Source organism: Alkalihalophilus marmarensis DSM 21297, from assembly GCF_000474275.2.
GTDB classification, from domain to species: domain Bacteria; phylum Bacillota; class Bacilli; order Bacillales; family Bacillaceae_D; genus Alkalihalophilus; species Alkalihalophilus marmarensis.
Map to the genome: position 1 here is coordinate 61,500 of NZ_ATAE01000008.1, position 24,513 is coordinate 86,012.

A 24,513-nucleotide genomic window follows, 5' to 3' on the forward strand; every position below is an offset into this window, starting at 1 on the left:
TATCGAGACATCTTACTTCCTAGATCTATACTTCATTAAAGGTTGTGTATGGCAGCTTCCATTGAAATCATTCCTATTTTATTAAATCTTTCTAAGAAGGCTGATTTAGAAAATAAAATGCTTCTTTCCTGGTAGTTGTCATAAATAATGGACAACATCATACACATGATAGTGTCTAAGATTTACGGAAGTTTATGATGAATCTCAAATCTTTACTCGATCGGGAGGGGATCACGTGGAAAAGGTTGATATTTTTAAAGATATCGCAGAACGCACGGGCGGCGATATTTATCTAGGGGTCGTTGGTGCGGTTCGGACAGGGAAATCGACATTCATTAAGAAATTTATGGAGCTTGTCGTACTCCCGAATATCGAAAATGAATCAGAAAAGGCTCGTGCTCAAGATGAACTGCCGCAAAGTGCAGCAGGTAAAACAATCATGACGACAGAGCCGAAGTTTGTACCCAACCAAGCGATTTCGATTCATGTAGATGAAGGGTTAGATGTTAACGTCCGACTGGTGGACTGCGTTGGCTATGCTGTTCCTGGTGCTAAAGGATATGAGGATGAAAATGGTCCGAGAATGATCAATACTCCTTGGTATGAGGAGCCGATTCCATTTCAGGAAGCAGCTGAAATTGGAACAAGAAAAGTTATTCAAGAGCATTCTACTTTAGGAGTGGTGGTTACAACCGATGGTTCAATCGGAGAAATTCCTCGCTATGATTATATTGAATCAGAAACACGAGTCATTGAGGAATTAAAAGAAGTCGGAAAGCCATTTATCATGATTGTCAACAGTGTAAGACCGCATCATCCTGACACAGAAAATCTGCGTCGTCAGCTTTCAGAAGAACATGATATTCCAGTGCTTGCGATGAGTATTGAAAGCATGACAGATCATGACATTAACAATGTCTTAAGGGAAGTATTATTTGAATTCCCAGTACATGAAGTAAATGTTAATCTGCCGAGCTGGGTCATGGTATTAAAGGATGATCACTGGTTAAGACAAAGTTATGAAGAATCTGTTCAGGAAACAGTAAAAGATATTAGACGATTGCGGGATGTCGATCGTGTCGTCGGACAATTTACAGAATATGAATTTATTGATGATGCAAGGCTTGCAGGCATTGAGATGGGTCATGGAATTGCTGAGATTGATCTATATGCACCAGATGACTTATATGACCAAGTGTTAAAAGAGGTCGTTGGTGTTGAAATAAGAGGGAAAGATCATTTGCTCCAGCTCATGCAGGATTTTGCTCATGCTAAAGCTGAATATGATCAAGTAGCAGAGGCTCTTAGAATGGTGAAGCAGACAGGTTACGGCATTGCAGCCCCAGCCCTTTCTGATATGAGCTTAGATGAGCCTGAGATCATTCGTCAAGGGTCAAGATTCGGGGTGCGTTTGAAAGCTGTCGCTCCTTCTATTCATATGATTAAAGTAGATGTAGAGAGTGAGTTTGCCCCAATTATCGGAACTGAAAAGCAAAGTGAGGAGCTCGTCCGCTATTTAATGCAGGACTTTGAAGAGAACCCGCTTTCTATCTGGAATTCTGATATCTTTGGTCGTTCTCTTAACTCTATTGTACGAGAAGGAATCTCAGCTAAGCTTTCCTTAATGCCTGAGAACGCCCGCTATAAATTGAAAGAAACACTGGAGCGTATTATTAATGAAGGCTCAGGCGGATTGATTGCCATTATCTTGTAATTATATCCTGCCAAAAAAGCAAAAGGTTCCTCACTGCCTGAGGTTCCTTTTGCTTTTTCTTTTCTTAATGTGCTAAGCTTTATATAATAAGCTATACGTACATAACGGTTATCATCAAATCGTTTGTTTATTGAAATTATGAATAAAAGATTGAAATAAAAATTAACTTAAAGGTTTCTATGGACCAAATAAAGATACGGCAAGGGTTTAAGGAGAGATACGGATGAGCAATGAAAATCAATTTTTTGTGATAAAAGCAAAGGAAAATGGTGTAAACGTAATAGGGCTTACAAGAGGGTCAGATACACGCTTTCATCATTCGGAGAAACTTGATAAGGGAGAGGTTATGATTGCTCAGTTTACTGAACATACTTCTGCCGTCAAAGTGCGTGGAAAAGCAGTGATTCAGACAAGCCACGGCACAATGGATACGGAAGAATAAAAGCAGGGAACCCTGCTTTTATTTACTATTTATAAAGTTTTTCCTTCGTAGGATTATGTAAATTATGCTATAATAGATACCGGTTTAAGTCAGATAAATGCAAGTATTTTAGTCGTTTGTTGTGATTTTATGATGGATGCGATTTGGAGGAAGTAAAATGGTGAGGATCAGTCAGTTTAATGACAAAGTAAGAGAACTAAAAAAAAGCTTTAACAGTTTAACGAAGCATTCTTATTTAGAGCGCTATGTTGAAGTGCCCGCTATTGATGAGGACAAGGTGCGTTTTTTATATGCGATGCTAAGTGAACATGCATCAAAAAAAGAAGCAAAAGCATATACATTGGCAGCTGTGCTGGCTCAAGCTGCACTTGATGTACATGAAGCGATCTCCCTCCATAAACTCCAAACAGATTCCGTACGAAAAAATCGTCAGCTTACAGTGCTCGCTGGTGATTATTACAGCAGTCTTTATTATTATTTACTAGCAGAAGAAAAGCAAATTCCTATGATTCGCATCTTCAGTCATTCGATTCAGGAAATTAATGAACATAAGATGAATATATATGAGGCAGATGAGCTTACATACACTGATGCAAAAAGAAATGTAGAAAAAGCAGAATCAATTCTTTTGCAAAATATAGCAAATCATTATAATCAAAATTACTGGAAGGAAATCTTTAATGATTTCTTCTTTTTAAAACGATTGGTCTTTGAACGCAATGAGTTTATAAAAGGTAAGAACTTGCCTATTATGGAGACTTTATTTCAAGAAGCAAGGCACCCAGATTCAGTGCTTGCGTTATGTGAACAAAAAATAGAAGACTTAAAAGACAAGCTTTTAAATACAAGCAAGCGTCTTCAAAAATATGAGGGCTTTATTATTGAACATATTGATCAGTTAATCAATACAACGGACTACGATGAGTACGTAGCAGAAAAAGGGTGAGGGAAAATGACTCAAACGAAAGAAGAACGTGTTCACCAAGTGTTTGAATCGATCTACAAGCGATACGATATGATGAACTCAGTTATATCTTTTCAACGTCATAAGGCTTGGCGGAAAGATACGATGAAAAGAATGAATGTACAGCCAGGTGATCATGCTCTTGATGTTTGCTGCGGGACAGCAGATTGGACGATTGCCCTTGGGGAAGCTGTAGGTCCTAACGGTAAAGTCGAAGGACTTGATTTTAGCAAGAATATGTTATTAATCGGGGAAGAAAAGGTTAAGGAACATAAAATGAAGCACGTTTCCTTGCGTCATGGTAATGCAATGGAGCTGCCTTATGCTGATGAAACCTTTGATGTTGTCACAATTGGCTTTGGGTTAAGAAATGTGCCCGACTACATGCAAGTATTAAAAGAGATGTACAGGGTCGTAAAAAAAGGAGGAAAAGTGGTTTGTTTAGAAACATCACAGCCTACCATTCCTGTTTTTAAAAACCTCTATTTCTTTTATTTCCGCAGGGTCATGCCTGTTTTTGGTAAAGTGTTTGCTAAAAGTTATGACGAATATTCATGGTTACAAGAGTCAACGATGTCGTTTCCAAGTCGAGAGAAGCTGGCTGAGATGTTCCGTGAAGCTGGATTTGAACGTGTTGACGTGAAGCCTTACTCTGGAGGGGTAGCTTGTATGCACCTTGGGGTAAAGGGTAAAAATTAGTCAATTAGAATTGGAGCAGATATCGTGGTTAGAAAGTTGAAAATCATCTTAGAAATGATTAAGTTTGAACATACTGTGTTTGCATTGCCTTTTGCCTATTTTGGGGCAATACTCGGAAGTTTTATTGTAAATGAAACATGGCCCACTCTTATGCAATGGGTCTGGATTACTGTTGCGATGGTTGGAGCAAGAAGTGCAGCGATGTCTCTTAACCGAGTGATCGACGAAAAGATTGACAAATACAATCCTAGAACAGCTGACCGTGCTATACCAGCTGGTCTGATTTCAAAAATTGAAGTCATGTTCTTCATTATAATTTCATTTGCCATGTTGATTTACGCTGCCTTTCAATTAAATCAATTAGCCGTTTATTTATTACCTTTAGCGGTATTTTTCCTTGTTATTTATTCCTATACAAAGCGATTTACATGGGCTTGTCACCTTATATTAGGTATTACAATCGCGCTCGCACCATTAGGTGGATGGGTCGCTGTAACCGGATCGGTTTCTTTTGAAGCATTTGTTCTATTTACTGCAGTAGCCCTGTGGACAGCAGGATTTGATGTCATTTATGCGACCCAAGATGCTGATTATGATCGTGAGCGAGGACTATATTCCATTCCTAGCCGTTTTGGTATTAGAAAAGCACTTATTCTTGCAAAACTTTTCCACGTCATTAGTTTTGCAGCCTTTTTCCTTTTATTCCTTATTACTCCTCTAAGCTGGCTTTATTTAATTGGGGTGATTATTGCTGGATTGATTATGATTTATGAGCATTCCTTAGTATCTGCAGATGATCTCTCAAAAGTCGGGGTAGCCTTTTTTACGATGAACGGGATTCTTAGCTTAGTCATGTTTATCTTTACAGTAGGAGATGTTTGGTTATGAGTGAGCGTATAGAAAAGATCATGACAGTAGGAATAACTGGAGCGAGCGGCGGTATGTACGGTGTTCGTCTAACACAGGAGCTGCTCCGTCAAGAATATAAGGTTCACCTCGTTTTAACAGAAGCCGCTTGGCAAGTGTTTAAAGAGGAATTACTTTTAGATACAACCGATCGCGAAAAAGTAATTCATGAACTATTTGGTGATTTGCCTGGTGAGCTGCATACTCATGATCTTCATGACTATGCAGCTCCTATTGCAAGCGGTTCCTATCGAAGTGCCGGCATGGTTATTATTCCTTGTTCAATGGGGACTTTATCTGGTATGGCGCACGGGGCTTCCGGAAATCTGCTTGAACGTACGGCAGATGTTATGCTTAAAGAAAAAAGAAAACTGGTTATTGTACCTAGAGAAACACCGTTGCATGACATTCACTTAGAGAATATGCTTAAACTTTCAAAGATGGGGGCTACGATCCTGCCGGCTATGCCCGGTTATTATCATCTACCTAAAACAATAGATGATTTGGTTAATTTTCTTGTTGGAAAGGCATTAGATAGTCTCGGAGTGGAGCATACATTATTTACCCGCTGGGGGGAATAACATGTCTTTAGTTATCGGTGAAATTTCTTATACTAATATATTGCCTCTTTATTATGATTTAGACAGAGAGTATTTAGAGAGCCAAGGTTGTATTATCAAACCACAAGTGCCTTCAGAATTAAACAGAGAAATGTCTGCTGGGCGAGTCGATGTTGGAGGAATTTCTTCTTTTGCCTATGCTGAAAATAAAGATCACTTCACTTTGTTTCCTAATCTGTCTGTATCAGCTCTAGGGAAGGTCGGGTCGATTTTTTTATTTTCAAAAGTGCCTATTCATCAGTTAACAGCAAAAAAGGTTGCTCTGACTTCCACGTCGGCAACCTCTACCCATTTGCTTAAAATCATACTTGAACGGTTTTATGAACAGTCCCCTACATATACAACGATGAAGCCGAATATACATAAGATGCTCTCAGATCACGATGCTTGCTTGTTAATTGGTGATGAAGCGATAGTGGCTTCATTTAATAAAAGAGAAGAACTTTATCAATATGACCTTGGAGAGCTTTGGTATAAGCACACAGGGATGCCGATGACATTTGCAGTATTAGCGATAAGAAACGTAGCCATTGATCATAACAGCCACTTAGCTGGTACATTGTATAGATCATTTCTCGAAAGTAAAAAGCGAAGTAAAAAGAGTCATTATCAGCCTATGATCCAAGATATTTTAAAGACCTATGGCGGCGATAAATCTTTTTGGGAAGACTACTTTAATAATTTAATATATGATTTTAGTAATAGAGAACAGCGAGGGTTAATGCTTTATTATCAGCTTGCTTATGATTTAGGATATTTAAGTGAGCCTGTTGAATCAATTCATGTTTGGAAAGCTGTAGGAAGCTGACCTTGCGTAGTAAGGTGGATAAGATGAAACTAGCCGATATTTATATGCAATTTCAATCAGATATAACAATTATCGAACAAGAGCTAGAAGCTTCTGTTCAAGCACGCCATGATGTCCTGAAAAACGCTTCAACCCATCTTTTAAAGGCAGGGGGCAAACGGATTCGTCCGGTTTTTGTGTTGCTTGCTGCTAAATTTGGTACATACGATATACATGTGTTGAAAAATATTGCTGTTCCCTTAGAACTTGTACATATGGCGTCTTTGGTTCATGATGATGTCATTGACGATGCTGAACTTAGACGGGGCAAACGGACGGTGAAATCTCAATGGGATAACAAAGTAGCGATGTATACTGGTAACTATATTTTTGCCAAGGCAGTCGAAGCATCTGCTTATTTTGATCACCCACGCGTTCATCAAGTGTTGTCTAATACGCTTGTTGAGATGTGTATTGGAGAAGTAGAACAGATCCGTGATCAATATAACTGGGGGCAGAACTTAAGAGTCTATTTAAGAAGAATTAAACGTAAGACTGCTTTGTTAATTGCCGTAAGCTGTGAGCTGGGTGCATTAGCTGCAGATGCAGACCCAGCCATTCAAAAGCATTTATATAACTTTGGATACAATGTGGGGATGTCTTTTCAAATTACAGATGATATCTTAGACTTTGTTGGTACAGAAAAGCAGTTAGGCAAACCTGCAGGTGGTGATTTAAGGCAGGGGAATGTCACGCTTCCTGCACTCTATGCCATGCATCATGATGAAGAGATTTCCCATTTAATTAAAAACATGCTTAAAAACGAATTTCCTGAAAATATTGATATGCAGCCCATCTTAAAAGCTGTTAAAGAATCAGGGGGGATCGATTATTCGATTGAGATGAGTGATCGCTTCCTCCATAGAGCCTATGATTCATTAGAAAGACTGCCTGATTGTGAAGCAAAGAATTATTTAAAAGAGATTGCGGCCTATATCGGAAAACGGAAATTTTAAAATAGAGAGCCTGAGTGCTCTCTTTATTTGTATATACAACTGGAAATGAATACGGTTTATTGAATATTTCTGTAAAATAATGATTGAGAGTGTTTAGAATGTTTGCTATAATAAACAAGGTTAGTCGATTAGTTAATTAATACATAGTTTATGATTATGAGAGCGAGGGTGTTTTAAATGGAACGTACATATTTAATGATTAAGCCTGATGGAGTACAACGTAATTTAATCGGAGAAGTTGTTTCGCGCTTTGAAAAGAAAGGGTTTACATTAGTGGGCGCTAAATTGATGACGGTTACAAAAGATCTTGCAGAGACTCATTATGCAGAACATAAAGAACGTCCTTTCTTCGGAGAGCTAGTTGATTTCATTACTTCAGGTCCAGTTTTCGCAATGGTTTGGGAAGGTGAAAATGTGATCTCGACTGCTCGTACAATGATGGGAGCAACAAACCCAGCTGAAGCTGCACCAGGAACAATCCGCGGTGATTATGGTGTACAAGTAGCTATGAATGTTATTCACGGTTCTGACTCTCCTGAGAGCGCGAAGCGTGAAATCGGAATCTTCTTTGAAGATGCAGAGTTAAACAACTATGAAAAAGTTGTAAATAAGTGGGTTTAAGGATGATGAATACCTGTTCAGCTGAGCAGGTATTTTTTTGTGTGTAAACGATCGGTTTAAATCAGCCGATATACCTAATGTGGAAAAAATGAAACCGATTGTTTAAGGTAAGGGGACCTGACAGATGACTGCAGACTATCAACAATTCATCATGCAAATTAAGAGAAAAACCGGTATAGATCTAGCACTTTACAAAGAAGCACAGATGAAAAGAAGGTTAGAATCCCTTCGAGATAAAAGAGGGTACGCTACCTTTTTGAGCTACTACCAAGCTCTTGCTGCTGATTCATCGTTATTTCATGAGTTTTTAGAGCGTATGACGATAAATGTCTCGGAATTTTACCGTAATAAAAAGAGATGGGAGGTGTTAGAAGAAAAGATTTTGCCAAGGCTGCTAGCTGAAAATAGTAAGCCGAAGCTATGGAGTGCAGCTTGTTCAACAGGTGAAGAACCATATACTTTAGCGATGATTATGGCCTCTTTTATGCCTTTGTCTGAGGTGTCCATACTAGCAACGGATTTAGATAAAGAAATTCTAAAAAGAGCTCAAGTTGGTTTCTACACGGATCGCTCATTAAAAGAAGTTCCTCCCGGGGTGCTTTCACGCTATTTTACGAAGGAGCTTATGGGCTACAAAGTTAGTGAACAAGTAAAAAGATCGGTAACATTTAAACAACAGAATCTTTTATCTGATTCATTTGGAACTCAGTATGATCTGATTATTTGCCGAAATGTCATGATTTATTTCACTGAAGAAGCAAAACATGAATTATATCAAAAATTCAGCCAAGCTTTGCGTCCTGGCGGGGTATTATTTGTAGGAAGCACTGAGCAGATTTTTCATGCTGATCAATATCATTTTGAAACAGAAGACACGTTTTTTTATAAGAAAAAAGGATAAATCGCTGTAATGGCTGGTTTATCCTTTTTGTATTTGGATCATGATTGATCTTCGCTCAATTGTTTCTTGATATAAGCATTTAACACCTTATCCTTCACTTCATTATAAGTAAGTCCTGATTTTGCGTTTAACTCTTTCACTTCATCAATATTTGTGCCGCTTTTTGTCGTTGACTTCTTCAATGGCGAGCGCCCCTTTTACTAAGAAATTCCTATTTTAGTATAACCATTATCTGCATTTATTTATTCGGTATCTCTAAACTTGCTGTTTTTGAAGGAGTAAAACGTTAAAATTCCTTAGACGCAAGCAGGTCTTTTTGGTACAATGACTAATTAATAACGAAATGTTCCGATTTTATCGAGACATAAAAGGAAAGTCATGTTATAATTTAACGCATAAAAGCGATAAAGAGAGTGGATTTGGAGGAGGAGACGAGATGAGATATATAACAGCAGGAGAGTCACATGGACCGCAGTTAACTACAATTATTGAAGGGGTGCCTGCTCAGCTTGAATTAGTAGCAGAAGACATTAATGTTGACTTGAAAAGGCGTCAAGGCGGTTATGGAAGAGGGCGCAGAATGCAGATTGAGAAAGACCAAGTTCAAATCCTAAGCGGAGTTCGACATGGAAAAACAACAGGTGCACCAATCGCACTAGTTGTAGAAAATAAGGATTGGACTCATTGGACAAAGGTGATGGGGGCAGAGCCTTTATCTGAAGAAGAAGAAAAAGAAGTGAAAAGACAGGTAAGCCGTCCGCGTCCAGGCCATGCAGACCTTAACGGTGCAATTAAGTACGGACATCGTGATATGAGAAATGTTTTAGAACGTTCTTCAGCTCGTGAGACGACTGTGCGCGTAGCTGCTGGGGCTGTTGCCAAGAAAATTTTACATACATTTGGTATTCAAGTAGGCGGCCATGTTCTTGAAATTGGCGGTGTGAAGGCAACTGCTATTCAATATGATACGATTGAGGATCTTAGGGAACGCTCAGAGGCTTCTCCTGTTAGATGTTTAGATAAAGAAGCAGAAGCGAAAATGATTGAAGCCATTGATCAAGCGAAACAAGAAGGGGATTCCATTGGCGGAATTGTAGAAGTAGTGATTGAAGGAGTTCCGATCGGTTTAGGCAGCCATGTTCATTATGATCGCAAGTTGGATGCGAAATTAGCAGCAGCTATGATGAGCATTAATGCGTTTAAAGGGGTTGAGATCGGAATTGGTTTTGAAGCGGCCAGAAGACCAGGAAGCCAAGTGCATGATGAAATCACATGGAATGAAGAAGACGGCTATTCAAGACAAACAAATAACCTTGGCGGTTTTGAAGGCGGGATGACTACCGGCATGCCGATTGTGATTCGTGGAGTTATGAAGCCGATTCCGACGTTATATAAACCTCTGCAAAGTGTAGACATTGATACAAAAGAGCCTTTTGCAGCTAGTATTGAACGTTCTGACAGCTGTGCTGTCCCTGCTGCAAGTGTAGTGGCTGAATCGGTCATTGCTTGGGAAGTAGCGAATGCTTTGCTTGAAACATTTGGTGCTGATCGTGTGGAAGCGATTTCTGAAAATATTGAGCGTCACAACGAGCATGCGAGGAAGTTTTAACAATGTCTGTTGTTCACATTTCTACTAAAAGCAAATCATATGAGGTGAGAATTGAACCTGGTCTGAGGCATACCTTATATAATCTCATGCATGCTCATAAGATGAGTGATGCTTCCTCATTCTTAATTATTACAGATGAGCATGTACATGATCTTTATATAGATGATGTTTTAGCTGGTTTCCCTAAGCAGGATCATGTTTATGTTGAGAAAGTAGCGAGCGGCGAATCATCTAAATCATTTGAGGTCTATCAAAAGCTGCAGGAACGAGCATTAGAGATCGGTCTTGATCGTAAGTCGGTGATTATTGCTTTAGGCGGCGGAGTGATAGGCGACCTTGCTGGATTTGTTGCTGCGACATATATGAGAGGGGTTCGATTTGTACAAGTGCCGACCACCTTGCTTGCTCATGACAGTAGTGTAGGCGGAAAAGTTGCGATTAACTTGCCTGGTGCAAAAAATATCGTTGGAGCTTTCTTTCAGCCAGAGCTGGTCATTTATGACACTGAAATGCTTCACAGTCTGCCAGAGCGTGAATGGCGTTCTGGATTTGCTGAAGTAGTGAAACATGGGTTTATCAGGGACCGAGAATTTTTAGATTGGCTGAAGGGTCAGGTAACCTCTTTTGAACAATTTAACGATGAATTTCTAAAAGAAATGCTTGTGCAATCAATCGGAGTAAAAGCTGATGTTGTCTCAGCGGATGAAACAGAACAAGGCATCCGAGCTTATTTAAACTTCGGACATACGTTAGGTCACGCGATAGAAGCGGAGCTTGGCTACGGGGAATTATCTCATGGTGAAGCTGTGGCAGTTGGAATGATATTTGCCCTGCGTTTATCTGAGCGCGTCTTTCAAATTGAGCTTCCTGTTAAAGAGACGATTACCTGGCTTGAAACATTAGGCTACAGTACAAATGTGCCTAAGGGGCTATCGGCTGAACAGCTGCTTGCTTCGATGAAAAAAGATAAGAAAACGACAGGCGGACTGATCCGAATGGTCCTTGTTGAAGAATGCGGCAAAGCCGTATTAAAGGACGTAGCGGATGAACCATTGCTTGATTTACTACATAAAGCTATAGAGGAGGGGTTTGATGATTCGTGGAATTAGAGGCGCAACTACTGTTGTTCGGGATGAAGAAGAAGAAATATTAGATGTGACAGAAGAATTGCTGCATGAAATGATTGCCCAAAACTCCTTTCAAGCAGAGGATGTGGCGCAGGTACTTATTACAGTAACGGAGGATTTATCAGCCGCCTTCCCTGCTAAGGCGCTACGCCGGTTTTCTGATTGGACGTATGTACCGGTTGTTTGTGCAAGAGAAATTCCTGTTCCGGGAAGCTTAGAAAAATGTATTCGCCTGCTTGTGACGGTAAATACCTCTCTTACTCAAGATAAAATAAATCATGTCTATCTTAGAGAAGCGAAGAAGCTTCGCCCTGATCTGGCGAATGGGAACAAGCTAGCTAACTAATAAGTTAGTTATGGCGATATTCTCATAATACCCTGGTAAACTATACTCTTTTCCTTGACTAGAGGATAGCTACACGTTACACTTAAAAAAATTGCGCATCTCATAGGAGTATGAGATGGCATAAGAGCTGAGAGGAGTCCGAATGTCGGGCTCATTTAGATGATGTATATTTAATTATTTGTTTTAGAGTTTAATAGTTGAGCAGAGAATGAGTTGAGCAGAGAAGAGCTGAGTTGAGTTTATATAGGGATTAGTCTAACACCCTTTGACTCATCGGTCTTAGGGTGTTTTTGTTATACCCCAAAATCAGTGTATCCTCTTTTTTTACCTCTTCTCATTCATTCCATTACCTAGGAGTGAGTGAATATGACCCACACAGATTTCACATCTTTTAAGCAAGCTGCAAAAACCTATGATACCGTACCTGTTGTGAAAAGGTACTTTGCAGATGGGCTGACGCCTATACAAATCGCCTATCAATTGCAAGATCAATTAACGTTTCTTCTAGAAAGTAAGGACGCGGCCTCGCCTTGGTCTAGATATTCCTTCATCGGTTTAAATCCGATGTATCAACTAGTAGAAGAAAACGGGATCTTCCATACGTACTCTGAGGATGGAAGCCAAATCGCCCGAAGTCAAACCTTTGAAGATGCTTTTGATCAAACGCTTCAACATTTAAATGTTAAGCCGCTTGATCTGCCCATTCCATTTAAAGGAGGAGCAGTAGGTTATATGAGTTTTGAGGCGATTCAATCGATTGAGCCTTCTTTGAAAAAAGCACCTTTATCTAAACAAGATCACGACAACGAGCAGCCAGCCTTTCATTACCTATTTTGTGAAACGTTAATTGCCTATGATCATATAAAAAAAGAATTAATGATCATCATTCATGTACCGACCAAACAGTCTACCTTTTTAAAGGAACATTATGATGCAGCATTTTCACAGATTGATGAATTATTTACCACATTAGAGCGATCTACTTCTGGTTTAATGGTTCCTGCAGCAATTGAGAATAACGAGGAAGTCTCCTTTGACGGTGTCCTGTCTTCTTACACAAAGTCTGATTTCATGAAAGATGTAGAGACGATCCAAGAATACATTAGGGCAGGCGATATTTTTCAAGCCGTCTTGTCCCAACGTTTTGAGATGCCTGTCACATCAAGTGCGTTTGATATTTATAGAGTGCTGCGAATGGTTAATCCCTCGCCTTACTTATTCTATTTGAAAATTGGAGACGTTGAGGTAGTAGGCAGTTCCCCTGAGCGGCTTGTCCAAGTAGCCGATAAGCACGTTGAGATCCACCCTATAGCAGGAACCAGGCCAAGAGGCGCTGATGAAGAGTTAGACAATCAGCTGGCCAAAGAGCTGCTAGCAGATGAAAAAGAACGGGCTGAGCATTATATGCTCGTAGATCTCGCAAGAAATGATGTCGGAAGAGTTGCGGAGTACGGTTCAGTAAAAACACCAACGTTACTCGAGATCGGCCGCTTCTCTCATGTGATGCACATTATTTCAAAAGTAACAGGAGAGTTAAGAGAAGGGATCACGCCATTAAACGCGTTAATGTCAGCTTTTCCTGCTGGGACAGTTTCAGGAGCACCTAAAATTCGTGCCATTGAAATATTAAATGAGCTCGAACCGGTTAAAAGAGGAATTTATTCTGGAGCAATCGGCTATTTAAGCTATGACGGAAATATTGACTCTTGTATCGCGATCAGAACGATGATCATTAAAGATCAAAAAGCATATATTCAAGCCGGTGCAGGGGTCGTAGCGGATTCTATACCTGAAAAAGAATTTGAAGAAACGCAAAATAAAGCAAAGGCATTGCTTCGTGCGGTGCAGCTTGCTGAGAAGATGTTTGGAGAAGGGGCGGTGGTGAACCATGTTTAAGCAGCTATTACGTAAATGTATGGAAGGTGTCACTTTATCCGAGACGGAAGCGCAATTTGTAATGGATGAGATCATGGGTGGAAAAGCGACTCCAAGCCAAATCGCAAGCCTCTTAACGGTCCTTAGATTTAGAGGGGAAACGGTAGAGGAAATGATCGGTTTCGCAAAATCGATGCGATCTCATTCCGTTACTATTCCACATACTCAACCAGGTGTTGTAGATACATGTGGAACAGGCGGAGATGACTTGTCTACATTTAATATTTCAACAGCTGTAGCTCTAGTTTTATCAGCTATGGGCGTACCTGTTGCTAAACATGGGAACCGAGCGGTATCTTCAAAAAGCGGCAGTGCTGATGTACTAGAGGAGCTCGGAATTGAGATTCAAAGTACACCAGAACTTGCAGCAGAATCATTGAAAAACAATCAACTATGTTTTCTATTTGCCCCTCTTTACCATCAATCGATGAAGCATGCGGTGGCCCCTAGAAAAGAAATCGGATTCCGGACGATTTTTAATTTGCTCGGACCTATTACAAATCCTGCCCGGGCAGAGCATCAGCTGGTTGGGGTTTATAACGAAGATTTCGCTTATAAAATGGCCCAAACGTTAAAGGAGTTAGGAACGACACATACTGTTTTTGCTACAGGTGGAGAAGGGTTAGACGAGTGCTCTATCACTAGAGAGACCACGCTTTATGATGTGATCGGTAAAACGATTACAAAAATGACCATCACCCCTGAGGATATAGGCTTAACTAGAGGCAAGATGGAAGATATTCAAGTCAATAATGCACAAGAGAGTGCTAAAGTGATAAACCAAGTTGTACGCGGAACGGCGAACCAATCTGCACAAGACATTGTGACTCTTAATGCAGCGGTCGCCCTATATGCCGCAGACCGATGCAAGTCAATTTGTGACGGGGTAGATGAAGTCAAAAAAGCGATTCAATCAGGTATCGTTTATAAACATGTCACATCACTACAAACGGAACGGAGGCAATCACAGCATGCTTAATCAAATTATTGAAACAAAACGAACAGAAATAAAAAGCCTAGTACAGCCTTCTTTGGTAAATGTTCAAAAGAAATCACTGTATCAAGCATTATCAAAACCAAATCGTTCGATTGGGCTAATTGCTGAAGTGAAAAAAGCTTCTCCTTCTAAAGGCATCATAAAGGAAGATTTCAACCCTTTAGAAATTGCTCTGGGGTATGAAATCGGAGGGGCAGATGCTCTTTCTGTGTTAACGGATCGACCCTATTTTAAAGGACACAGAGACTATCTATCTGCCATTAAGCAGCAAGTAAATCTGCCTGTTTTGCGTAAAGACTTTATTATCGATCGAGTGCAAATAGAAGAAAGTGTACGAATGGGTGCAGACGCGATTTTGCTGATTGCAGGTGTAGTGCCAAACATTGAGTTGAAACGGTTATACGAGGAGGCAGCTGGTGCCGGTCTTGAATGTTTAGTTGAGGTGCATGCAAAAGAAGAGCTTGAGTCATTGCTTCACGAATTTACCCCTTCAATCATAGGGGTGAACAATCGAAATTTAAAAACATTTACAACCGACCTTTCTCAAACAGAAACGATTGGGAGCCTCGTTCCGCGTAACAGTTTATTTGTAAGCGAAAGCGGAATTCATGTAACCGAAGATTTAGAAAGAGTGAAAAGAGCAGGAGCACATGCCGTTTTAGTAGGAGAATCTCTGATGAGAGCAGAATCTCCTGCCGAGGGAATTGATTCTTTATATGGCGGTGAGCACATTGCGGCCACTCGTTAAAATCTGCGGAAATTATCATCAAGTAGATGTCGCTTCGGTAACAGCAACTGATGTTGATTATATGGGATTTGTATTTGTACCGAGCAAAAGGCAAGTGACGATCAATCAAGTGAAAAGCTGGCTTGATGTACATCCCGGACTGAATCAAAAAATCGTTGCGCTGTTTGTGAATGAATCCATCTCATTCATCAAAGAAGTGTACAATGCACTGCCGGTTGAAGTGATTCAATGCCACGGGACAGAATCGATTGAATATATAAAAGAGCTGCGAGAAGAACTTGATTGTGAAATATGGAAAGTGATTCATGCTGAGGATCAAGCTCTTGCAGTGATGAGCAGCTTTGAAGGACTGGTAGATGGCTATGTGGTTGATTGTAAAGTGAGCGGACAATGGGGAGGGACAGGACAGTCTTTTAACTGGGACCTTATTCCAAGCTTCTTAGAAGAAGGGGAACGACAGAGTGTGAAGGTGTTGATAGCTGGTGGAGTCGCCCCTCATAACATTGAAAAACTAGTAAGCTACCAGCCTGACGGGATTGATATTTCAAGCGGAGTAGAAACGAACGGACATAAAGATCAAAATAAGATTGAATACATCATAGAAAGGGTGTCACATCTTGCAAACAACAACGAGCGTGTATCCAGATAAAAGAGGACGTTTTGGAGAGTTTGGCGGGAAGTACGTTCCGGAAACATTAATGAGTGCAATTGAGGAATTAGAACAAGCTCTTGATGAGGCAATGGCCAGTGATGAGTTTGAAAAAGAATATGTAGATCATCTGCGTGAGTTTGCTGGCAGACCAACTGCATTAACCTATGCTGAAAATATTTCTGAAAAACTAGGCGGTGCGAAAATCTATCTAAAAAGAGAAGATTTAGTACATACCGGCGCTCATAAGTTAAATAATGCGATTGGTCAAGCGCTGCTTGCAAAACGAATGGGGAAAACAAAGATTGTAGCAGAAACGGGAGCAGGCCAGCATGGCGTTGCCACAGCTACGATTGCTGCAAGATTTGGATTATCCTGTAAAGTTTTTATGGGAGCAGAGGATATGGAACGTCAAGCATTAAATGTATTCCGCATGGAACTGCTTGGAGCAGAAGTCATTCCTGCTACATCCGGAAGCCAAACGTTAAAAGATGCGACAAATGAAGCAATCAGGTACTGGGTCACACATGCAGAAGATACCTTTTATTTGATTGGCTCGGTTGTTGGTCCGCATCCATATCCGAAGATGGTAAGAGATTTTCAGCGGATTATTGGAGACGAAGCGAAAGAGCAGTTTACCGCACGTGAGTCGAGACTTCCTGATGAGATTATTGCCTGTGTCGGCGGAGGGAGTAATGCGATTGGCACATTTTATCCTTTTATTGAAGATGATGTGCGATTAATCGGGGTTGAAGCTGCTGGAAAAGGAGTGGACACCGATCAACATGCAGCCACGATTACACACGGGAAAAAAGGGGTTATTCACGGTTCACTAACGTATCTGCTTCAAGATGAAGCAGGGCAGATCACCGAGCCTTATTCGATTTCTGCAGGACTCGATTATCCTGGTGTAGGTCCTGAGCATGCGCATTTAGCAAGCACTGGCCGTGTTCAGTACGAAGCTGTAACTGATCAACAAGCGCTCGATGCCCTTAAGCTTTTATCTGTTGAGGAAGGGATTATACCGGCTGTTGAATCAGCACATGCCCTGGCAAAAGCGTTTGAGCGTGCGGAACAATTAACACCAAATGATACGATTTTAGTATGTTTATCAGGCAGAGGAGATAAAGATGTTCATACATTAATGAAGCATTTTAAAGGAGGGGATGAGTCATGAACCAGCGGATGAATCAACTAAAAGAAAAAAATGACGGTCTCTTTATTCCCTTTATTACAGCAGGGGACCCAACTCCTGAAGCAACAATTGATATCGCGTTGATGTTAGAAGAAGCAGGAGCTGACTTACTGGAACTCGGGATTCCTTACTCGGACCCTCTAGCAGATGGTCCGACAATCCAAGAAGCATCAAAGCGAGCATTAGCTGGCGGAATGACACTTGAAGGGGCGATGAAGCTTGTTCCTCTTATGAGAGAGCGAGGGCTGACGATTCCTGTTGTTGTTTTTACGTACTTTAACCCGCTTCTGCAGTTTGGGGAAAAGCGCTTTACGGAGTTGGCAGGGGATATGGGGATTGATGGCATTTTGGTTCCGGATCTGCCTTATGAAGAAAGTGACTATTTGAATACTCTTTGCAATAAGCAGGGTTTATCAATGATCTCGCTTGTAGCACCTACATCCAATGCCAGAATTAAAAAAATTGCGAGCCGTGCAGAAGGGTTTTTATACTGTGTTTCTTCACTAGGCGTGACAGGTGAGAGAAAGAAAATCGATGATAGAGTATATGACTTTTTGGAAACAGTAAAACAAGCGAGCCCGGTTCCGGTAGCCGTAGGTTTTGGAATTTCATCTAATGAACAAGTCAAAGAAATGCAGCAGCATGCTGATGGTGTCATTGTCGGGAGTGCTCTTGTACGCGAGATCGCGAAGCATGAAGACTTACTGAAAGATAAAAAAAACAGAAAAGATGGACTATTTCAATTAAAAACGTTTGTCACCTCGCTCATTTCATCGTAACATAGAGAGATAAATACTTTCACAAGGTGGGGTGCTAAAGATGCAACCTAAAGCTCAGTTATTAGGCCTGCCATCGTATCAGCCAGGTAAGCCGATAGAAGAAGTAAAAAAAGAATTAGGTCTGACAAAGATTGTTAAATTAGCTTCAAATGAAAATCCGTTCGGGGCGTCACCGAAAGCTAGTAAAGCGATCAAGAAAGCTGCTGGCGAAACGTCTGTTTACCCAGACGGTTATGCAAGGCAATTACGTGAATCTGTAGCTAAGCAGCTGCAAGTTGATGAAAAACAGCTCATCTTTGGCAATGGCTCAGATGAAGTGATTCAATTTTTATGCCGCACGTTTCTAGAAAAAGGGACAAACACAGTAACCGCTCATCCAACATTCTCTCAATATAAGCTGAATGCAACGATTGAAGGAGCAGAAATCCGTGAAGTACCATTAAAGGACGGAGTGCATGATCTTGATGCCATGCTTGATGCCATTGATGAAAACACTAAAATTGTCTGGGTATGTAATCCGAACAACCCAACAGGTACGTATGTAAGTGAGGATTCTTTTTTTCGTTTTCTTGATCAAGTTCCTCCGCATGTGATCGTCGTTTCTGATGAAGCGTATTATGAGTATGTAACGGCCGCGGACTACCCAAAAACTGTACCTCTTTTAGAACGTTATAAGCAGCTAGTTGTTCTTAGAACATTTTCGAAAGCCTACGGTCTTGCTGCATTGAGAGTTGGTTTTGGTGTAGCAAGCAAAGAATTGATTTCGTATTTAGAGCCGGTAAGACCGCCGTTTAATAATGTGACGTTTGGTCAAATAGCTGCTGCTAGTGCGATAGAGGACCAAGCATTTATTGCCGAATGTGTAGAGAAAAACAATGAAGGCATGAAGCAGTTTGAAGAGTTTTGCCAGAAGCATCAACTGCGCTATTTCCCCTCACAGGCAAATTTTTTGCTTATTGAAGTAGGGCTGGATGGAGATGAAGTATTCCAAGCACTTCTTCGTGAAGGGTTTATTGTCCGGTCTGGTAACCCATTAGGCTATCCGAATTCAATCCGTATTACAATTGGCAAGAAAGAAGATAACGCGGCATTATTTGAGGCGTTAGAACGTGTTCTAGCACAAACATCACTGCCGCAGCATTCATAGTCAATGATCGTCTTTCCCGTTGCATGGTTGATGTGCTTTTGTGCATTCATGCAACGGAAAGGCGGTTTTTGCTTATTTTTTTATAGGGATAGAGAACAGGAATACGGCTATTCTAGGCTGTGCTTTTTAAATAAGGAGAGAGAACTATGAAGCGAACCGCATTTATTATTGGATTAGGTTTAATCGGGGGGTCGATTGCATTAGCGATTAGAAAAGAACATGACGTTCGAATCCTTGGGTATGACATACATGAAGAACAGCTGAAAATGGCTCAGTCATTAAAAGTCGTTGATGAGGCTTGTCATTCGATTGAAGAAGGCGTAAAGCAAGCTGACTTGATTGTTTTTGCTACCCCTGTTTCAATAACGACGGAGCTTTTAGCGGATTTAGTTCATTTTGAAATGAAATCCGGTGCGATTATTACCGATGTAGGCAGCACGAAACGAAAAATCTATAAACAAGCTGAATGCTTAAGTGAAAAAGGGATTACCTTTATTGGAGGTCATCCGATGGCAGGCTCTCATAAAAGCGGTGTAGAGGCTGCTAGAGCTCATCTTTTTGAAAATGCTTATTATATTATTACGCCTAGTCCAGATGCCGATGCGAGAGCTGTAATACAGCTGCAAAATTGGCTGAAAGGAACGAAGGCGACATTTATTGAAATGTCAGCCGATCAGCATGACCATCTTGCAGGAGCGATCAGTCATTTTCCTCATATCGTCGCGGCCAGCCTTGTTCATCAAGTCGCTAAGTTAGAAGAAAAAGACCCGCTCGTCTCAAAGCTTGCAGCAGGGGGATTTAGAGATATTACTCGTATTGCCTCAGCAAGCCCTGTCATGTGGCGTGACATTTTACTGCAAAATAAAGATAGCCTTCTACACCTCCTGGAAGCGTGGATGGAGGAGATGGGAGAAGTTAAATCACTAATAGAAGAAGAAAATGAAGTCGATATTTTTACATATTTTGAAGAGGCCAAAGCTTTTCGTGACGGACTGCCGGTCAAGAAAAAAGGCGCAATCCCGTCTTTTTATGACTTATATGTTGATATCCCTGACCACCCCGGTGTGATTTCAGATGTGACAGGTATCCTGGCACAGCATAAAATCAGTATTACAAATATCCGTATTCTAGAAACAAGGGAAGACATCATGGGTGTTTTGAGGCTGACTTTCCGTTCAGAAGATGACTTAGAAGAAGCAAAGGTGCATTTAGGGCATCATATGTACGATACATACCGGATATAAGGAGGAGCATGCATATGACAACAAATACGATTACTGCAGTAAAACAAGGTCTAAATGGAACGATACGTGTACCAGGTGATAAGTCGATCTCTCACCGTGCGGTCATGTTTGGTGCGATCGCTGATGGGGTGACAACGGTAGAAGGTTTCTTAAATGGGGAAGATTGTTTAAGTACGATTGCTTGCTTTAAAAAGCTTGGAGTAAACATTACACAAGACGAGGAACATGTGAAGATTGAAGGAAAGGGCTGGGATGGTTTAGTTGAACCATCAAACATTTTGGATGTAGGAAATTCCGGAACGACTACACGCTTAATGTTAGGAATTCTGGCAACAAGACCGTTTCATTCCGTAATGATTGGTGATGACTCGATTGCTAAGCGTCCGATGTCAAGAGTGGTAGATCCCCTTCGTGAAATGGGAGCAGAAATCGATGGACGTGCAAATGGTAATTTCACTCCTTTATCTGTCCGCGGCGGCAATACAAAAGGAATTGATTTCACTTCAAAAGTAGCAAGTGCACAGGTGAAGTCGGCTATTCTTTTAGCTGGTCTGCAAAGTGCGGGAACAACTTCTGTCACAGAGCCGGCCCTCTCCCGGGATCATACAGAAAGAATGCTTGAAGCGTATGGCGTTGAGGTTAAAAGGGAAGGTCTCAAAGTGAGTGTTAAAGGGGGACAATCTCTAAAGGCAAGCCACATTGTCGTTCCAGGAGACATCTCATCAGCAGCCTTTTTCCTTGTTGCAGGGTCCATTGTGCCAAATAGTCAGATCACATTGACTGGTGTAGGGCTCAATCCTACCCGCTCAGGCATCATTGATGTTCTTAAAAAAATGGGAGCTTCCCTTACCGTTTCAAATGAAAAGGTCGTAAGCGGTGAGCCGATAGCTGATTTAACAATTGAGACATCAAGTTTGAAGGGAATTGAGATTGGCGGAGACTTAATTCCGAGACTGATTGATGAAATTCCAGTCATCGCTGTTCTAGCTTCTCAAGCAGAAGGCAAAACGGTGATAAAAGATGCCGAAGAATTAAAAGTCAAAGAAACAAACCGAATCGATACAGTTGTCAGTGAACTGAAGAAGTTAGGAGCGTCGATTGAAGCAACGGAAGATGGAATGATTATTGAAGGCAGCCGTGGCCTTAAAGGTGCAACAGTTAACAGCTACGGAGATCATCGAATCGGAATGGCTATGGCGATTGCTGGTCTTATAACAGAAGGTCAAGTTGATATTGAAAGAAGTGAAGCGATTGCTGTTTCCTATCCTTCATTTTTTGAACATATCGACAGGTTAACAAAATAGAAGTGAGAACCTTGTGATGAGAGATCACAAGGTTTTTATTTTAAACAAAAAAAGTCCCTAACTCGAAAATGTAAGCGTTTTCGAGTTAGGGTTTAGCAAAAGCTACATATAGTATGGATAGGAGTGGAGAGAAACCATACGCTACTTTTATTATAACTATTTGACCTATGAAGTCAACAGATAAATGAAAAAATTCTAAAAACTTTTTCGGGTTTTAAGTTCAGGTTCTCATCTTTCCTTTCTTTTCATAGCTTGTCTATAAGGATAGGGAGGGATCATGTTGTATTTACTCAATCATATTCACATACATGATTGTCTAGAGAGGCCAGCTCGTTCGTATTTAATTAAAGAAGGAAAGATTACGTATATTAATACTTCAATGCCACGGTGGATCGGAAAAACATCAAATGGTACAGGGCTTACAATAGCCGAAGGAGCCATCTATACGATGACAAGCCCCTGTTCCTCAAAACAGTCTTTTTCAGCATTTAAAAAGCAACAGGTGAACCTTATTAAAAAAGGAGGCACAAGCTGCATTTCTTTTGCTCAAGCAGAATATGAAAGAGAAATTGAGGCCGCAATGAAAAGGCAGAAGCATGCGATGGTAAATAGCACCCTTGACTATGTTCTTGGACTAGAGCTGCCGATCCATCTGCTTAGACCGACCGTGGTTTCAGCATGCAAGCGATTGCTTATTCCCGTTATAAAGGTCCATATTAATTCCGTTGAACAGTTGTATCAGGTCCAATGGGAGCATATTTCTTATTTACAGCTCACTTATCCGCTTGTACTTATTCCTGTTTTTAAAACGACGGCTAAAGGAGAGCGCTCTCAAATGAAAGAGATCTGGGATCAGTATTGTACATATTACCGATTGCAGACAGAAGATGATCCAGTGAATGAGAAGTGGAGCAAGAAAGCTTTGCAAAAAATGGGTCTCTTTCCCGTCAAAGGGGAGCTGCTTGTGTCTAGTGATTTTGATTATCAGCTATTTAATAACTACCAGAGAGAGTGTAATCAACCTCCGAAAAAGCAAGGTTTTTTTCTTGATGGAAAGACAGATCTTGATTATGATAAAAGAGAGCCGGCAATAGTGGCTCTACGTGATCGTGCATTAAAAGTAAATCTAGACACTTGTTTTTACCCGGGATATGGCAGGCAGATAGAAGTGACTACACCTAGGCGTTTTCTAACCATTCATGCTGCTGCCCCGGTATCATCTGCTATGCTCTAACAATATTGGATGCCGTCATTCATGTGGTGAGTCATATGGTCATTTTTTGATCATGAATTTTATCATATACAGGAGTGATGGCATTATTCACTTATTCGGTCGTTAAGGAAGGTTTTTATACCGTAGAACCCGAATGAAGTAGCAAGGTATAAGAATCAGGAGGAATCAACGATGGAATGGATAAAAAAAGCGCTCGAGCTAATTGAATCAGGTCAAATAGAGGAAGGCCTCGCAGCACTTAGTAAAGCTGAAAAATCAGCGGATCATGATCAAAAATTTGCAATAGCAGAGGTTTATTATGAACTTGGTCATTTAAAAGAGACAGAACGGATCGTTAACGAGTTATTAGTACTTTACCCCGATGAAGGCAGTCTGATTATCTTCGCAGCTGAAGTAATGATTGATGGGGATAAGGAAGATGAAGCTATTGAATGGCTGCTTGAGATCAAAGAAGATGATCCGACTTATCTTCAAGCACAATTATTGCTTGCTGATCTTTATCAGATGCAATCTTTAGATGAAGTAGCCGAACAAAAGCTTCTTCAAGCAGCTAAAGCAGCACCAGATGAAGTGATTATCTCTTATGGACTTGGGGAATTTTATTTAGAGCGTGGGGATTATAATAAAAGTATTCCTCATCTGAAAAAAGCTGTACACCGAGCTGAGGAGCTTCCAAATATCGAAGTGGATTTAAAAATGGCAGAAGCGTATAGTGCTAGCGGACAATTTGAAGAAGCTTTGGTTTATTATGAGAAAGGGTTAAAGGATCACCTTGAACCGCATGCCTTGTTCGGATACGGCTTTACCGCTTATCAAGTGGGAGATATGACTCTTGCGATCGAGCAATTAGAGGCATTAAAAGCACTTGATCCTGACTTCTCAAGTTTATATCCATATTTAGCAAAAGCGCTCGAGGCTGAAAACCGGCTTGAAGAGGCAATGGATATTATAAAAGATGGAATGTCTGTTGATGAGTACAACGAGGAACTTTATATTATGGCTGGAAAGCTTTCGTTTAAACGTCAGCGTCCAGATGAAGGGGAATTGTATTTACGCAAAGTCATTGCTCTGAACCCTTCTAATTTAGATGCTGTTCAAACGCTTGCAGCTTACTTAAAGCATACCGAACAATTTGATCAGCTTGTTGAGTTAATGACTCACACTAAATCTTACGGTGAAGTCGATCCTCTTCTCACATGGTATGAAGGAGCAGCTTTAAGAGAGCTTGAAGAATATGATGAGGCACTTCGCTGCTATCAGGAAGTGAGTGATCATTTTAATGAAGATGAAGATTTCTTATTTGAATACGCAAGCTTCCTCCTCGAAGAAGGACAACGCGAAAAAGCAGCGGCAGCTTTTAAGCAGTTACTTCACATTAATCCAGATCGATCTGATGTGTCGGAAATGGTCAATCAATTAGAATTAGATTAATTTAGGATGAAACAAGGATTTAACGACTCAAACAGCGAATGATTAGTTATAAAGATGAACCTTTTGTAGGTGAACCTTAGATTAAAGGTTAAAAATAA

General features: G+C 40.7%; 25 protein-coding genes and 1 pseudogene. 25 read left to right on the forward strand and 1 reads right to left on the reverse strand.

Features of this window, described 5'->3' with window-relative positions:
- Positions 1-235: 235 nt before the first annotated feature.
- From spoIVA to A33I_RS03950, 10 genes are all read left to right on the forward strand, one after another.
- The gene (gene spoIVA / locus A33I_RS03905) at positions 236-1,714 is read left to right on the forward strand and encodes a stage IV sporulation protein A (RefSeq protein ID WP_012958488.1); all 1,479 of its coding nucleotides are present in this window, start codon (positions 236-238) and stop codon (positions 1,712-1,714) included.
- A gap of 223 nt (positions 1,715-1,937) precedes the next feature.
- Positions 1,938-2,156, forward strand: coding sequence for a trp RNA-binding attenuation protein MtrB (gene mtrB, locus A33I_RS03910; RefSeq protein WP_012958489.1), 219 nt, complete (start codon positions 1,938-1,940; stop codon positions 2,154-2,156).
- 157 nt (positions 2,157-2,313) lie between these two features.
- Complete coding sequence (locus A33I_RS03915) at positions 2,314-3,102, forward strand: heptaprenyl diphosphate synthase component 1 (protein ID WP_022627149.1); 789 nt, start codon at positions 2,314-2,316, stop codon at positions 3,100-3,102.
- A gap of 6 nt (positions 3,103-3,108) precedes the next feature.
- A complete protein-coding gene (locus A33I_RS03920) occupies positions 3,109-3,819 on the forward strand; it encodes a demethylmenaquinone methyltransferase (RefSeq protein ID WP_022627150.1) in 711 nt (236 codons plus the stop codon).
- A 21-nt stretch (positions 3,820-3,840) separates the two neighbouring features.
- Positions 3,841-4,707: a UbiA-like polyprenyltransferase gene (locus tag A33I_RS03925; RefSeq protein ID WP_323466696.1), complete on the forward strand. Its 867-nt coding sequence runs from the start codon at positions 3,841-3,843 to the stop codon at positions 4,705-4,707.
- On the forward strand, positions 4,704-5,306 hold the full coding sequence (locus A33I_RS03930) for a UbiX family flavin prenyltransferase (protein WP_022627152.1): 603 nt from the start codon (positions 4,704-4,706) through the stop codon (positions 5,304-5,306). The genes A33I_RS03925 and A33I_RS03930 overlap by 4 nt, the downstream gene beginning before the upstream one ends.
- A 1-nt stretch (position 5,307) precedes the next feature.
- Positions 5,308-6,153: a menaquinone biosynthesis protein gene (locus A33I_RS03935; RefSeq protein ID WP_022627153.1), complete on the forward strand. Its 846-nt coding sequence runs from the start codon at positions 5,308-5,310 to the stop codon at positions 6,151-6,153.
- 23 nt (positions 6,154-6,176) lie between these two features.
- On the forward strand, positions 6,177-7,148 hold the full coding sequence (gene hepT, locus A33I_RS03940; protein WP_022627154.1) for a heptaprenyl diphosphate synthase component II: 972 nt from the start codon (positions 6,177-6,179) through the stop codon (positions 7,146-7,148).
- A 177-nt stretch (positions 7,149-7,325) separates the two neighbouring features.
- Positions 7,326-7,769: a nucleoside-diphosphate kinase gene (gene ndk / locus A33I_RS03945; RefSeq protein ID WP_012958496.1), complete on the forward strand. Its 444-nt coding sequence runs from the start codon at positions 7,326-7,328 to the stop codon at positions 7,767-7,769.
- A 124-nt stretch (positions 7,770-7,893) separates the two neighbouring features.
- Entirely contained in the window at positions 7,894-8,670 is a 777-nt protein-coding gene (locus A33I_RS03950; RefSeq protein ID WP_022627155.1) for a CheR family methyltransferase, read from the forward strand.
- Between the two features lie 38 nt (positions 8,671-8,708).
- Here the strand turns inward: A33I_RS03950 and A33I_RS21030 are convergent, their stop codons facing one another.
- A complete protein-coding gene (locus A33I_RS21030; RefSeq protein WP_012958498.1) occupies positions 8,709-8,852 on the reverse strand; it encodes a hypothetical protein in 144 nt (47 codons plus the stop codon).
- 254 nt (positions 8,853-9,106) lie between these two features.
- Here A33I_RS21030 and aroC point away from each other — a divergent pair, with 254 nt between their 5' ends.
- The 15 genes and pseudogenes from aroC (at position 9,107) to A33I_RS04020 (ending at position 24,415) form a co-directional block, all read left to right on the forward strand.
- On the forward strand, positions 9,107-10,279 hold the full coding sequence (gene aroC / locus A33I_RS03955) for a chorismate synthase (protein WP_022627156.1): 1,173 nt from the start codon (positions 9,107-9,109) through the stop codon (positions 10,277-10,279).
- A gap of 2 nt (positions 10,280-10,281) precedes the next feature.
- Entirely contained in the window at positions 10,282-11,388 is a 1,107-nt protein-coding gene (aroB, locus tag A33I_RS03960) for a 3-dehydroquinate synthase (RefSeq protein WP_022627157.1), read from the forward strand.
- On the forward strand, positions 11,372-11,752 hold the full coding sequence (aroH, locus tag A33I_RS03965) for a chorismate mutase (RefSeq protein ID WP_022627158.1): 381 nt from the start codon (positions 11,372-11,374) through the stop codon (positions 11,750-11,752). Before aroB ends, aroH begins: the two co-directional genes overlap by 17 nt.
- 366 nt (positions 11,753-12,118) lie before the next feature.
- Positions 12,119-13,648, forward strand: a complete 1,530-nt coding sequence (gene trpE / locus A33I_RS03970) for an anthranilate synthase component I (protein WP_022627159.1) — start codon at positions 12,119-12,121, stop codon at positions 13,646-13,648.
- Positions 13,641-14,666, forward strand: a complete 1,026-nt coding sequence (trpD, locus tag A33I_RS03975) for an anthranilate phosphoribosyltransferase (protein ID WP_022627160.1) — start codon at positions 13,641-13,643, stop codon at positions 14,664-14,666. Before trpE ends, trpD begins: the two co-directional genes overlap by 8 nt.
- Positions 14,659-15,432 (forward strand): indole-3-glycerol phosphate synthase TrpC, encoded by a 774-nt coding sequence (trpC, locus tag A33I_RS03980; protein ID WP_022627161.1) that lies wholly within the window; start codon positions 14,659-14,661, stop codon positions 15,430-15,432. Before trpD ends, trpC begins: the two co-directional genes overlap by 8 nt.
- Positions 15,407-16,081, forward strand: coding sequence for a phosphoribosylanthranilate isomerase (locus A33I_RS03985; RefSeq protein WP_235806159.1), 675 nt, complete (start codon positions 15,407-15,409; stop codon positions 16,079-16,081). Before trpC ends, A33I_RS03985 begins: the two co-directional genes overlap by 26 nt.
- Complete coding sequence (gene trpB / locus A33I_RS03990) at positions 16,050-17,258, forward strand: tryptophan synthase subunit beta (protein WP_022627163.1); 1,209 nt, start codon at positions 16,050-16,052, stop codon at positions 17,256-17,258. Before A33I_RS03985 ends, trpB begins: the two co-directional genes overlap by 32 nt.
- A complete protein-coding gene (gene trpA / locus A33I_RS03995; protein WP_022627164.1) occupies positions 17,255-18,055 on the forward strand; it encodes a tryptophan synthase subunit alpha in 801 nt (266 codons plus the stop codon). The genes trpB and trpA overlap by 4 nt, the downstream gene beginning before the upstream one ends.
- Positions 18,056-18,095: 40 nt before the next feature.
- A complete protein-coding gene (hisC, locus tag A33I_RS04000; protein WP_022627165.1) occupies positions 18,096-19,202 on the forward strand; it encodes a histidinol-phosphate transaminase in 1,107 nt (368 codons plus the stop codon).
- A 146-nt stretch (positions 19,203-19,348) separates the two neighbouring features.
- Positions 19,349-20,446 carry a prephenate dehydrogenase gene (locus A33I_RS04005; RefSeq protein WP_022627166.1) on the forward strand — a complete coding sequence of 366 codons (1,098 nt, stop codon included), beginning with the start codon at positions 19,349-19,351 and terminating at the stop codon, positions 20,444-20,446.
- Between the two features lie 14 nt (positions 20,447-20,460).
- Positions 20,461-21,750: a 3-phosphoshikimate 1-carboxyvinyltransferase gene (gene aroA / locus A33I_RS04010; protein ID WP_022627167.1), complete on the forward strand. Its 1,290-nt coding sequence runs from the start codon at positions 20,461-20,463 to the stop codon at positions 21,748-21,750.
- A 277-nt stretch (positions 21,751-22,027) separates the two neighbouring features.
- Entirely contained in the window at positions 22,028-22,984 is a 957-nt protein-coding gene (locus A33I_RS04015; protein WP_152976431.1) for a hypothetical protein, read from the forward strand.
- A gap of 150 nt (positions 22,985-23,134) precedes the next feature.
- Positions 23,135-23,482 (forward strand): annotated as a pseudogene (locus A33I_RS21585) (tetratricopeptide repeat protein); the annotation flags it as partial.
- Positions 23,483-23,488: 6 nt separating this feature from the next.
- Entirely contained in the window at positions 23,489-24,415 is a 927-nt protein-coding gene (locus A33I_RS04020; RefSeq protein WP_476499102.1) for a tetratricopeptide repeat protein, read from the forward strand.
- The last annotated feature ends 98 nt before the right edge of the window (positions 24,416-24,513 follow it).